The following is a 12,185-nucleotide window of genomic DNA, read 5'->3' on the forward strand; positions in this document are numbered from 1 at the left end:
TCGACGTGTCACGCAGAACCCTGCTCCACCGCGCCACGGTCCAGGAGGGCCTGGGCCGGCCCTCCCTGCCGCGGCACAGCGTGCTGATCGACGGCGACCGCATCGAGGCCGTACTGCCCGAAGGACTCGCCCCGCTGCACACCCCCGGCATCGACGTGCTCGACCTCGACGGGCGCGCGGTGATGCCCGGCATGACGCTCGGGCACACCCACATCGCCTATCTGAACATCCTCGACGGGCGCGAGATGCTCTTCAAGCACTCGGTCCCCGAGGTCACCCTCGCCGCCGCGCGCAACGCGGAGAACCTGCTGGCCCTCGGCTACACCGCCTTCGTGGGCGCCGGTTCGGTCGCCGGGATCGACATGGCGCTGCGCCGCGCCGTCGACGCGGGGGAGCTGCGCGGCCCCCGGATCACCCCGTGCAGCCGGGACCTGATGGTGTCCGGGCCGCCCGAGCGCCGCAACCCCGAGGTCAGGAAGCGGATCCCGAGTGACCTGATGCGCCTCGCGGACACCCCGGAGGAGATGGCGGAGTACGTCGCCGGGGAGATCGCGCAGGGCGCGGAGATCGTCAAGGTCTTCTCCTCGGGCGACGACACCTTCCCCAACGGCCGCTCGCACGAACTCCTCTTCACCGCCGAGGAACTGGTGATCGCGGCGCGCACCGCCCACGAGCACGGGGCCCGGATCCGCGCCCACTCCCGGGGACTCCAGGGCATCCGCAACGCCATCGCGGCCGGCGTCGACGTCATCGACCACGCCACCTACGCCGACGACGCGGCGCTCGACGCGATCGCCGAGCACGGGATGTTCGTCGTACCGAGCCTCTACCAGCCGCACATGCTGCTGACCACGGGGACGCGGCACGGCAAGACCACGGAGTACCTGGAGACGCTGGAGTTCGAGGCCGAGGTGGCCAACACCCTGCGCATCCTGCCGATCATGGCGGAGCGCGGCATCCCGGTGGTGGCGGGCGACGACTTCGGCTTCGCCTGGACCCCGCACGGCACCTACGCCAAGGAACTCGAGCTGTACGTCACGATGGCGGGCATCCCGGCACCGACCGTCCTCACCTGGGCGACCGCGAACGGGGCCCGGCTCGCGGGACGCGGCGACGACGCGGGCACGGTGCAGGCCGGACGCCTGGCCGACCTCGTCGTGACGGGTGACGACCCGGCCGAGGACATCTCCGTACTGAGCCGGCCCGGCGGCATCGAACTCGTGCTGCTCGGCGGGGAACCGGTCGCGGGCAGCGCCGAGCCCTTCCGGACCGGCGCCGCACGCGGCACGGACGTCGACGGGGCCCCGGCCCCCGCGGGAGCCGCGTGATGGCCGGGACCCGCGCCGTGCTGCCCGTGACGCCGCTGCTCGCCGTCGGCGCGTTCGCCATCGGCACCGACACCTTCGTGGTGTCCGGGGTGCTGCCCGAGGTCGCCCGTGACCTCGACGCGAGCCTCGCCGACGCCGGCTGGGTGAGCACGCTCTTCGCGCTCACCTACGCCGTCCTCGCGCCCGTGCTCGGAGCGCTCACCGGACGCCTGGAACGTCGCCGCGTCCTGGTCGTCTCGCTGACCGTGTTCGCCGTCGGCAACGCGGCCTCCGCACTCGCCGACGGGCTGGGCGCCCTCCTCGCCGCGCGGGTCCTGACCGCGGCCGGGGCCGCCCTCTACGTTCCCGCCGCCTCCGCGTCGGCCGCCGCCCTGGCCGCCCCCGAACGCCGGGGGCGGGCCATGGCGGTGGTGCTCGGCGGGCTCTCGGCGGCCACCCTCGCGGGAGTGCCGTTCGGCACCTGGCTCGCCGCCGACCTGGGCTGGGCCGCCACGTTCTGGCTGCTGGCCGGCCTCGGCGCGGTGTGCGCCGTCGCCGTGGCCCTCGGGCTGCCCGACGTGCGGCTGCCCGCCGCGCCGGGGCTCGCGGCCCGCCTCGCGCCGGTGCGGGACCCGCGGGTGCTGAGCACGGTGCTCACGACGCTGGCGTTCATGACGGGCGGCTATCTGGCGCTGACGTACATCGGCGCCGTCCTCGCCCCGGCGACCGACGGCGACGGCACCGTGCTCGCCCTGCTGCTGCTCGTCTTCGGCGTCTTCGCGGTGGGCGGCACGGTGGCCGGCGGGCGCGCCACGGACCGCTGGGGCCCGGCCCCGGTGCTGGCCGCCGCCCTCGCGGGACTCGCCGCCGTCCTCGTGACACTGCCGCTGACCCGGGACTCCCTGACCACGGCCGTCGTGGCCATGGCGGCGTGGGGGGTGACGGCGATGGCCACCCAGCCGCCGCAGCAGCACCGGCTGTTCACCATCGCACCGGCCTCCGGACCGCTCCTGCTCTCCCTGAACTCGTCGGCGACCTTCGCCGGGATCTCCCTGGGCGGCTTCCTCGGCGGGCGGGTGCTGAGCCACAGCGAGACGCACGGGGTGGACCGCCTCGGTCAGTTCGGCGCGGCACTGGTGGCGGTCGGTCTCCTGACGGCGGTGACCGCACTCCGCACCCGGTCTCCCTCCCCCTCCACCGACACCGGTCGCGCCTCCCCCGAGCCCGCTCGAAAGCCCGGTTGACCGCGACGACGGCCCTCCCGGTTCCTCTGAGCTCCCGGGGCGGGGCTTGGGCGGGGAGCGTGGCGCAGCCCGGCGCCTGCGGGCTGCGGGTGGGGTGCACGCCGGGCTTCGCAGGCGGGCGCCGACCGCGCGCCGGGCCACGCCGCCCCGGCTGCACGGGCGTCGGGCGTCCGTACCGGCACGAGCTCCGCGCCGGTACGGAGCGGGCGTCCCGGTGCCGGCTCGCCGCCGTGGCGGAGATGCGCGGTGCGGACGGGCGGGCCGCCGCGCCCCGGCGGGACGCGGGTGTGCTGGGCGTGTGCGGTGCCGCGGCGGGGGCGGTGACGGTGCGTGGTGGTGGCGGCGGGTCCGGCGGTCGTGACGGGTGCGGGACTCCGTGTCCGAGCACAGGTCGGGCACCGCAAGTGGCCTCACGCTTTGCTCCGCAATTGGCCACCGCCGGCCACCCGACCGCTCCCTACTGTCGATCCGTCATCAAAGGCCCGGCCTCCGAAACTTCCGAGAACGAAGGACCACACCCCATGGACAGCGACCGCCCCCAACCGGATGCCCGCCCCCTCGCCGTCGGCGTCGACACGCGACTGCGGGAGCGCGTGCCCGGCTACGTCCTCGGCCTGATCGCCGTACCGGACGCCGACGTCGTCGCGGACGCCCCCAAGGTGGCGGACCGGCTGACCGCCGCCGAGGACGCCCTGCACGCCGCGGAGCTCTCCAAGGCGGACGTCTCCGCCCTCGTGTCCATCGCCGCCTGGCGCTACGCCTACCGCGAGATGGGCGTCAACCCCAACCGGTTCCCCTGCGCCGCCGAGTCGGTGCTGCGCCGGGTGGCCAGGGGCGACCGGCTGCCGCGCATCAACTCCCTGGTGGACCTGTGCAACGCGGTGTCCCTGGAGAGCCGGCTCCCCGTGGCCTCCTGCGACGTGGGCGACATCGAGGACGAGCTGACCGTGCGGCTCGCCCACGGCGGCGAGGTCCATCTGCCGCTCGGCGCGCCCGACGCCCCCGAGCACCCCGAGCCCGGCGAGGTCGTCTACGCCGACGCCCGGGACCGCGCGCACTCACGGCGCTGGAACTGGCGGCAGGGCGACGTGGTCAGGACGGACCTCGGACGGCGCAGGCTGCTGCTCACCGTCGAGTCCGCGCACGAGGGCGGCCGGGGCGAGGTGGAGGACACGCTCGGGCGGCTCACCGAGGCGCTCACCGACCTGGGCGCCGCCTGGGAACCGCCCCGGATCCTCGACGGCACCACCACCCGGGTGGAGCTGTTCGCAGCCCCTTCGACCGCGACGCGTGGATGAGGAGAAGGTCATGAACCGTTCGATCCTGGTGGTCTACCGGCCCGCCGCCGGACGCTACGCCGCCCAGTTCCGCAGTGTCGTGGAGGCCGCCGCCGGTCTCGGCGTGTCCACCGTGGTGCTGCTGCCCACCGGGTGGCAGGCACCGGAGGCCGACGGCCTCGCGCAGTACCACGCCGACCTCGACGACCCGGCGGCCGTACGCGCCGCCGTCGACGGCATCGTCGCCGAGCACCGCGTCGAGCGCGTCTTCCCGCTGTTCGAGGGCGATGTGCTGCCCGCCGCCCGCGCCCGGCGCGACCACGGCATCCCGGGCCTCACCCCCGACCAGGCGCTCAACTTCCGCGACAAGAACGTGATGCACCGCCGGGCCGAGGAACTGGGCGTGCGCGTCGCCCGGTCCTGCCGCCCGGACACCGTCGGCGCGGTCACCGAGTTCGCGGCCGAGGTGGGCTACCCCATCGTCGTCAAGCCGTACGCGGGATGGGCCTGCGGCCGCACCTACCGGGTGGACGGCCCCGAGGCGCTGGAGCGCGTCTGGGACGAGATGGGCGACGACCGGCACGAGTACCGGGTCGAGGAGTTCGTCCGCGGCACGGAGTACCACGTCGACTCGCTCTTCAAGGACGGCGAGCCCGTCTTCGCCCAGCTCTCCCGCTACACGTACTCCATCCTGGAGTACCGCGACGAACCGGGCGGCACCGTCTCCCGCAAGTACGACCTGTCACCGGCCGAGCGGCGCATCCTCGACCTCAACACCGTGGTGCTGCGCGGCTTCGGCCTCGGCACCGGCGTGGTGCACGCCGAGTTCTTCCTCCTCGACGACGGCGACGTCGTCTTCGGGGAGGCGGGCGCCCGGGCCGGCGGCGGCTCCATCGTCCCCGCGATCGAGGCCGGCCGCGGCATCAACCTCGCCGGTGAGTGGTGCCGGCTGGAACTCGACCCGGCGCACCGCACCGAGGCACGGCTGGGCCCCGAGATCGGCACCGAGTACCTGGCCTCGGACCGGTACGGACGCATCACCGCCATCACCGGCCCCGAGGAACTGAAAGCACTGGAGAAGGTCCTGGACGCCGACGTGTGGAAGGGGGTCGGCGACGTCCTGGCCCCGCCGACCGCCTCCAACGACGTCCTGGGCTGGTACGTGTGCGAAGGCACCGACTTCGAGGACGTGCGGGCCCGCTTCAAGACCGTACGGGACGCCTTCCGCGTGGAGACCGTGCCGGCGGACGACGGGCAGGCGTCCTCATGTGGCTGACGCGGCTGAGGGAGCTCCCGGTCGCCCTCCGGGTGCTGTTCCTCGCCTCCTTCATCAACCGCGCGGGCATGTTCGTCTTCCCGCTGCTCGCCGTCTACCTGGTGCGCGGCAAGGACCTCAGCGCCGGCGAGGCCGGGCTGCTGATCTCCGTGGGCAGCACCGGCCTGCTCGTGGGCAGCCTGCTGAGCGGGCCGGTGTGCGACCTGCGCGGCCGGCGCACCGCGCTGCTCGGCGCCCTGGTGCTGAACGCCGCGGGGTATCTCGGCCTCGCCGTGCTGGACGGCCCCCCGTGGACGTACGCCGGACTGCTCTTCATCGCCCTCGTCGGCATGGGCATGTTCGGACCGGCGGCCAACACCCTGGTCGCCGATCTGACCGAGCCCGAACAGCGGCCGTTCGCCTACACGGTGAACTACGTCGGCAACAACCTCGGCATGGGCATCGGCCCGCTCCTCGGCGGCGTCGCGGCGGCGTACTCGTACGACATCATGTTCGCGGGGAACATCCTCGCCGGCCTGGCGTGCGCCGTGCTGATCGCCCTGTGGGTGCCCCGCGACCGTCCCCACCGGGACCGGAGCCGCAAGGACAAGGCGCGCACGGGGCCGCTCGGCCACCACGACGTCCTGCTGGTGGTGCTCGTCTCCTTCTTCTACGTCGTGCCGCTGATCGGCCTCGAATACACACTGCCGCTCGCCGTCACCACGGTCCTGGACCAGTCGGCCGGCCTGGTCGGCGCCGTCTACACCATCAACAGCGTCGTCGTGGTCGGCCTCGGGCTGTTCCTGGAGAAGCGCATGCGGGGCCGCGGCACCAAGCTGCTGCTGCTCGTCAGCGGAGCGCTGTGGGCCCTGGGCCTCGCCGTCATCGTCGTCGCCTTCTCGCTGCCGGCGATCCTGCTGTCCACGGTGATCTGGACACTCGGCGAGATCATCGTCTCGGTAGTCGTGCCCACCTACGTCGCCGACCACGTCGACGAGCGCAGGGTCGGCACCTTCATGGCGCTGAACGGCTTCGTCCTGGGCCTCGCCCGTCTCGCGGTGCCCGCGGGGCTCGGCGTCCTGTGGACCGCCCACGGCCACCAGCCCGTCTTCCTCACCATGCTCGCGGCCCCGCTCGTGGGCATGGCCGCCTACGCCGTACTGCGGATCAGGCCCTCGGCCGCCGCGACGGCCGCATCCGAGCCGAAGCCCGCCGAGGCTCCGGCCGGCACCTAGACCACCCGTCCCGAAGCACCGACGAACACAGGGGGAAGCACCCATGTCGCAGACGAAGTTCCTGCTCTCCGAGGACCAGCTGCCCACCACCTGGTACAACGTGGTGGCGGACCTGCCCAAGCCGCTGGACCCGATGCTCCACCCCGGCACCCGGCAGCCCGTCACCGCGGAGGACCTCGCACCGCTGTTCCCCGCGGAACTGATAGCCCAGGAGTTCTCCACCGAGCGCGAGACCGACATCCCCGGCGCCGTGCTGGACGTCTACCGGCAGTGGCGGCCCAGCCCGCTGGTGCGGGCGCGCCGCCTCGAGCGGGCCCTCGACACCCCGGCCCGCATCTACTTCAAGAACGAGGGCGTCAGCCCGGCCGGCAGCCACAAGCCCAACACCGCCGTCCCGCAGGCCTACTACAACAAGCAGGCCGGCGTGGAACGCCTCATCACGGAGACCGGCGCCGGACAGTGGGGCAGTTCCCTGTCGCTCGCCTGCCAGTACTTCGGCCTCGTCTGCGAGGTCTACATGGTCAAGGTGAGCTACCGGCAGAAGCCCTACCGCCGCGGCCTGATGGAGACCTACGGCGCCACCGTCACCGCCAGCCCCAGCGAGCGCACCGAGGCCGGCCGCGCCGCCCTCGCCGCCGACCCCGACTCCCCGGGCAGCCTCGGCCTCGCCATCTCCGAGGCGGTGGAGGCCGCGGTGAGCAGCGGCGGCACCGCGAAGTACGCGCTCGGCTCGGTCCTCAACCACGTCCTGATGCACCAGACGATCATCGGCAAGGAGGCGCAGCTCCAGATGGAGCTGGCCGAGGACTACCCGGACATCGTGATCGGCGCGGCGGGCGGCGGCTCCAACTTCGGCGGTCTGGCGCTGCCGTTCCTGGGCGAGCAGCTGCGCGGCGGGCGCCCGGTGCGGGCCGTCGCCGTCGAGCCTGCGTCCTGCCCGACCATGACCGAGGGTCGCTTCGACTACGACTTCGGCGACACCGCGGGCATGACACCGCTGACCAAGATGCACACCCTCGGCCACGACTTCGTGCCGCCGAGCATCCACGCCGGCGGCCTGCGCTACCACGGCATGTCGCCGATCATCAGCCAGCTCAAGGAGTTCGGCTACCTGGAGGCGCGTGCGGTGCCGCAGACCGCGTGCTTCGAGGCGGGCGTCACCTTCGCCCGCAACGAGGGCATCGTGCCCGCCCCGGAGTCCACGCACGCGGTGCGCGCCGCCATCGACGAGGCGCTCGCCTGCAAGGAGTCCGGCGAGGCGAGGACCATCCTGTTCTCCCTCTCCGGGCACGGCCACTTCGACATGCAGGCCTACATCGACTACTTCGGCGGAAAGCTGACCGACTGACGCCATGGCGACGACGGCGGGGCGGGACGGGGAGCCCGCCCCGCCCCGCTACCACCACAGGGGGAGACCATGCTCACAGCACAGGGAACACCGCAGGTCATACGAGGGGACCGGCCCGTCATCCTCGGCATCTCGGGGTCCGAGCGGGCCGGCGGCAACACCGACCTGGCGCTCCAGTACGCGGGGAAACTGGTGCGCGAACGCGGCGCCGAGTTCCAGGCCGTGTACCTGCGCGAGCACCGCATCTCGCCGTGCAGCCCGTGCGGTGACTGCAACAACCGCACCAGCCCGTGCACGCTGCGCGACGACATGCCCGCCGTCATCGACCGGATGCGGCAGGCCGACGGCATCATCTACGCCGTGCCGGTGCACGGGTTCGGCCTCGCCCACCTCATGCAGATCTTCATCGAACGGGCCGGCGTCGGCTACCTGCGTTTCGAACGGCCGCTCGCCAACAAGGTCGGCGGCATCATCGTCACCGCCCGCCGCTACAGCGACGCCTCCGTGCACAACCAGCTCGTCGACAACCTGCTGCTCAACCGGATGATCCTGGTGGGCAGCGGCTTCCCGGCCCTGCTGCGCAACACGTCGAAGGAACCGGGCCTCGACGACCCCGAGGGCGTGGACGCCCTGGAGCGCATGGCCCACCGCATGGTGGACATGACGCTGCTGCTGCGCCGTCACCAGGCGGCGACCGGAGAGCCCGTGCTGCCCATCGACGACCAGAACGAGCGCGTCGTACGCCCGCGCCCGCTCCTCGTCGACCATGACCGGCGTCCCGCCTGACGACCGGCCCCGCACCGCCCCGTACACCCACCCACCGCAGATCAGGAGTCCCCATGTCCACCGTCACCCCCGCCGTCGTCGGCGTCGACTTCGACACCATCCCCTGGGAGAAGTGGCACAAGCCCGGCGCCGACGGCCGGGTGAAGATCGCGTACACCCAGGGGCTGCGGGTGCGCCTGCTCGAGCTCCCCGCCGGCTTCAACGAACTGCACTGGTGCGAGCGCGGCCACCAGGGGTACGTCCTGCAGGGCGAGTTCACCATCCACTTCGACGACCGCTCGGTGCCCTGCCGCCCCGGCATGGGCTTCGTCATCCCCGGCGACGAACGGCACCGCTCCCAGGGCTCCGACACCGAGCCGACCGTCGTCTACGTCGTCGACGAGGTGCCCGCGCCATGAGCGGCACCGACAGGATCGAGGAGCTGCGCGTCTCGATCGACGCGCTCGACCGGAGCATCGTCGCCCTGCTCGCCGAACGCACCGCCGTCGTCCGCGAGCTGACCGAGTTCAAGCACGACGAGGAGACGGTCCGCTCGCCCCGCCGGGTGGAGCAGGTGATCGCCAAGGTGCGCGCGCTCGCCGACGCGCACGGCATGCCGCCCGCCGTCGCGGAGGCCGTGTACCGCACGCTCATCGACGAGCTGACGGCCCTTCAGCTGCGCCGGCTCGAGGAGCGCCGCGCCGCCGCGCCCCCGGCCGCCGCGAACGGGGCGGCATGACGCGCCGCGGGCTCGCCGATCTGCGCACCGCGCTCGCCGGTCTTGACCCGCTGCCCGGCGAGCTGGTGCGGGTGCGGGAGGAGGTCCCGGCCCGGTACGGGGTCGGTGCCCGGTACGCCAAGTGGGCCGGGACACCCGCCCCGCCGCCCACCGGCCCCGGCCCCGCCGTCCTGTTCGAGCGGGTGGCGCCCGACGGCGGCGGGGCGGCCCGCTCGGTGCTCATCGGCCTGTACGGCAGCCGCCGGCGCGCCGCGGGCCTGCTCGGGCTCACCCCGGGCGCCATGGCGCACCGGCTGCTCGACGCCGTGGCCTCGCCGGTGCCCCCGACGCGCGTCCCGGCCCGGCGGGCACAGCCCCGCGACCTGCTCGCGCCGGACCTGACGGCGTTGCCGGTCCCCGTCCTCACCGACGAGGACGCGGGACCGTATCTGACCCTCGGCGCGGTGCTGGCCACCGACCCCGACACCGGTGTGCGCAATCTGTCCGTGCACCGGATGTGTGTCCAGGGGCCCGACCGGCTGACCATCTGGATGGTGCCGGGCCGGGACCTGGAGGCGGCCCACCGGGCGGCCCGCCGCCGGGGCGAGAACCTGCCCGTCGCCATCCACCTGGGCCTGGGCCCGGCCCTGATGCTCGCGTCCTGCTGCCCGACCTCCCTGGTCCCGGCGGGCGTCGACGAGCTCGCGGTGGCGGGCGCCCTCGGCGGCGCACCGGTCGAGCTCACCGCGTGCCGCACCGTCGACGCGGAGTGCGTCGCCCACGCCGAGTACGTCATCGAGGGCGAACTCACCGCGGACCTGGTCCCGGAGAACCCGGACGGGCCCGCCGCCACCCCCGAGTTCCTCGGCTACCAGGGGCGCGCCCACCCCGCACTGCCCACGGTGCGCGTGACCGGGATCACCGCACGCGACGGGGCGATCCTGCAGACGGTCTCCGGCCCCGGGCACGAGCAGTCGGTGCTGCTGGGCTTCGGCATGGAGGCCGCGGTACTGGGCCGGCTGCGCCGCGCGGGGGCGCCGGTCGAGGCGGTGCACTGCCACACGGCGGGCGGCGGCCAGCTGATGGTCGTCGTCCAGTGGCGGGCGAAGCGGTCGTCCGCCGACGACCGGCTGGTCCGGGAGACGGCCGTCTCGGTCCTGGAGGAGTTCCGGATGGCCAAGCTGGTCGTCTCCGTCGACGAGGACGTCGACCCGGAGTCGGACGCGGACCTGTGGTGGGCGATGACCACCCGGCTCCAGGCGGACCGGGACCTGGCCGTCCTGCCCGACCGCGAGGGCTTTCCGCTCGACCCCACGCAGTCCACCGCCTACTCGGCCGCCCTCTCCGCCGACGGACGGACCGCGAAGGCGCACTTCGACTGCACGGTGCCGTACGCGCAGCGCGCCCGCTTCCGCCGGCCCCGCTTCACCGAACCCGGTGCGGCACCGGGGCCGGTGGCGCCGCCCCCGGTGCGGATCGGCGCCGGCCCGTCGCCTCACGCACCGCGGCGGTGAGCAGCGCCACGCCCTCGGTGATGCGGGCGGTGGTCAGCGCGGCGTAGCCCACCAGGAACGTCGGCTCGGCCGGCGGGTCGAGGACGAAGTAGCCGGACGCGGGGTACACCCGTACCCCGCGTGCGGCGGCCCGCTTCACGATCTCCTCCTCCGGCACGCCGCGCGCCCCGGTGAAGGTGACCAGGACGTGCAGCCCCGCCGCCTCCCCGGAGATGCGCACCTCGGCGCCGAAGTGTTCGTACAGCGCCTCCAGCAGCCGCCTCCTGCGCTGCCGGTACAGCCGCGTCATCCGGCTTATGTGCCGGGGGTAGGCGCCGGTCGCGATGAAGTCGGCCAGTGCCTCCTGGGTCATCGCCGGGGTGAGCCGGTCGGTGATCCACTTGATCCCGAGGAACGGCTGGACGAGGTGCGGCGGCAGCACCGCGTAGCCGATCCGCAGCGCCGGGAAGAGCGTCTTGCTGAAGCTGCCGACGTAGACGACCGTGCCGCGGTGCCGCTCGGCGGCGAGCGCGGGCAGCCGCTCGTCGGTGAAGGTGAACTCGTTGTGGTAGTCGTCCTCCAGCACCGTCGCGCCGCGTTCGTACGCCCAGGCGATCAGCGCGCGGCGGCGTGGCTGCGACATGATGAAGCCGGTCGGGAACTGGTGCGACGGCGTCACGTACACCAGCTTCACCTGCTCCGGGTCGAGCCCGTGGGCGCGCACCCGGGCGTCGATGTCCGCGACCCGCAGGCCCTCCTCGTCGACGGGGACGGGCACGACGGCGGCGTCGGAACATCCGAAGACCTGCCGCAGGACGGTGTGGCTGGGGTCCTCGATGACCACGACGTCGCCCGGCCCGACCAGCATCCGCACCAGGATGTCCAGCGCCTGGGTGGCGCCGCCGGTCACCATGATGTTCTCCGGCGCGGCGTCCACGGCCCGGCTCTGCCGCACCAGCGCGGCGATCTGCGCGCGGAGGGTCGCCGAGCCCTCGGCCGGTCCGTAGCCGAGCGTGGCGGCGTCGGCCCGCCCGTACGCCTCGTGCAGGGACTGGCGCCACCGGGCCACCGGGAAGGCGGCGAGCGCGGGCGTGCCGTGCCGGAAGTCGAGGACGTTGCCGGGCTGCCGGAGCACGGGCGGCGGCTCCCACGGCTGCCAGAGCGGGTTGCCCTCGTCGGTGGGCCGCGGCGGGGCGGGGACCGGCGGCACGGATCCGGAGCGGACCGCACCGCTCGCGGCACGCTCCGCCGCGCCGCCGGCCGGGAGCTCGGCGACCCGGGTGCCCGAGCCGCGCCGCGCGGTCAGGATGCCCTGCGCGCGCAGCAGTTCATAGGCCCGGATGATCACCGTCCGGGAGACGCCCAGCTGCTGGGCGAGTTCGCGTGAGGCGGGCAGGGCGTCCCCGGGACGCAGCCGCCCCGAGCGCACCAGGGCGGTGACCTGGTCGCACACCTGCTGCTGCAGGGTCGCGCCGCCCTCCCGGTCCAGGGCGATGAGTAACTCGGTCGATCCCATGCCGTTCCCCCTGAGTGCCTGTCCGTT

11 protein-coding genes are annotated in these 12,185 nt (G+C 73.8%); 10 read left to right on the top strand and 1 reads right to left on the bottom strand.

Features of this window, described 5'->3' with window-relative positions:
• The first annotated feature begins 5 nt into the window (after window positions 1-5).
• The 10 genes from ACZ44S_RS01485 (at window position 6) to ACZ44S_RS01530 (ending at window position 10,663) form a co-directional block, all read left to right on the top strand.
• Window positions 6-1,328 (top strand): amidohydrolase family protein, encoded by a 1,323-nt coding sequence (locus ACZ44S_RS01485; protein ID WP_466923111.1) that lies wholly within the window; start codon window positions 6-8, stop codon window positions 1,326-1,328.
• Window positions 1,328-2,551 carry an MFS transporter gene (locus ACZ44S_RS01490; protein ID WP_466923114.1) on the top strand — a complete coding sequence of 408 codons (1,224 nt, stop codon included), beginning with the start codon at window positions 1,328-1,330 and terminating at the stop codon, window positions 2,549-2,551. Before ACZ44S_RS01485 ends, ACZ44S_RS01490 begins: the two co-directional genes overlap by 1 nt.
• A gap of 521 nt (window positions 2,552-3,072) precedes the next feature.
• On the top strand, window positions 3,073-3,849 hold the full coding sequence (locus tag ACZ44S_RS01495; protein WP_466923117.1) for a B3/B4 domain-containing protein: 777 nt from the start codon (window positions 3,073-3,075) through the stop codon (window positions 3,847-3,849).
• A 10-nt stretch (window positions 3,850-3,859) separates the two neighbouring features.
• Window positions 3,860-5,104 carry an ATP-grasp domain-containing protein gene (locus ACZ44S_RS01500; RefSeq protein ID WP_466923120.1) on the top strand — a complete coding sequence of 415 codons (1,245 nt, stop codon included), beginning with the start codon at window positions 3,860-3,862 and terminating at the stop codon, window positions 5,102-5,104.
• On the top strand, window positions 5,095-6,318 hold the full coding sequence (locus ACZ44S_RS01505; protein WP_466923123.1) for an MFS transporter: 1,224 nt from the start codon (window positions 5,095-5,097) through the stop codon (window positions 6,316-6,318). The genes ACZ44S_RS01500 and ACZ44S_RS01505 overlap by 10 nt, the downstream gene beginning before the upstream one ends.
• Window positions 6,319-6,361: 43 nt before the next feature.
• On the top strand, window positions 6,362-7,666 hold the full coding sequence (locus ACZ44S_RS01510) for a TrpB-like pyridoxal phosphate-dependent enzyme (RefSeq protein ID WP_466923126.1): 1,305 nt from the start codon (window positions 6,362-6,364) through the stop codon (window positions 7,664-7,666).
• A 69-nt stretch (window positions 7,667-7,735) separates the two neighbouring features.
• Complete coding sequence (locus ACZ44S_RS01515; protein WP_466923129.1) at window positions 7,736-8,452, top strand: flavodoxin family protein; 717 nt, start codon at window positions 7,736-7,738, stop codon at window positions 8,450-8,452.
• Window positions 8,453-8,505: 53 nt separating this feature from the next.
• Window positions 8,506-8,850: a cupin domain-containing protein gene (locus ACZ44S_RS01520; protein ID WP_466923132.1), complete on the top strand. Its 345-nt coding sequence runs from the start codon at window positions 8,506-8,508 to the stop codon at window positions 8,848-8,850.
• On the top strand, window positions 8,847-9,170 hold the full coding sequence (locus ACZ44S_RS01525) for a chorismate mutase (protein WP_466923135.1): 324 nt from the start codon (window positions 8,847-8,849) through the stop codon (window positions 9,168-9,170). The genes ACZ44S_RS01520 and ACZ44S_RS01525 overlap by 4 nt, the downstream gene beginning before the upstream one ends.
• On the top strand, window positions 9,167-10,663 hold the full coding sequence (locus tag ACZ44S_RS01530) for a UbiD family decarboxylase (RefSeq protein ID WP_466923137.1): 1,497 nt from the start codon (window positions 9,167-9,169) through the stop codon (window positions 10,661-10,663). Before ACZ44S_RS01525 ends, ACZ44S_RS01530 begins: the two co-directional genes overlap by 4 nt.
• On the opposite strand, the gene pdxR is transcribed toward ACZ44S_RS01530, so the two are convergent.
• Complete coding sequence (gene pdxR, locus ACZ44S_RS01535; RefSeq protein ID WP_466923140.1) at window positions 10,575-12,158, bottom strand: MocR-like pyridoxine biosynthesis transcription factor PdxR; 1,584 nt, start codon at window positions 12,156-12,158, stop codon at window positions 10,575-10,577. The genes ACZ44S_RS01530 and pdxR overlap by 89 nt on opposite strands.
• Window positions 12,159-12,185: the final 27 nt, after the last annotated feature.

This window comes from Streptomyces malachitofuscus (assembly GCF_055571035.1).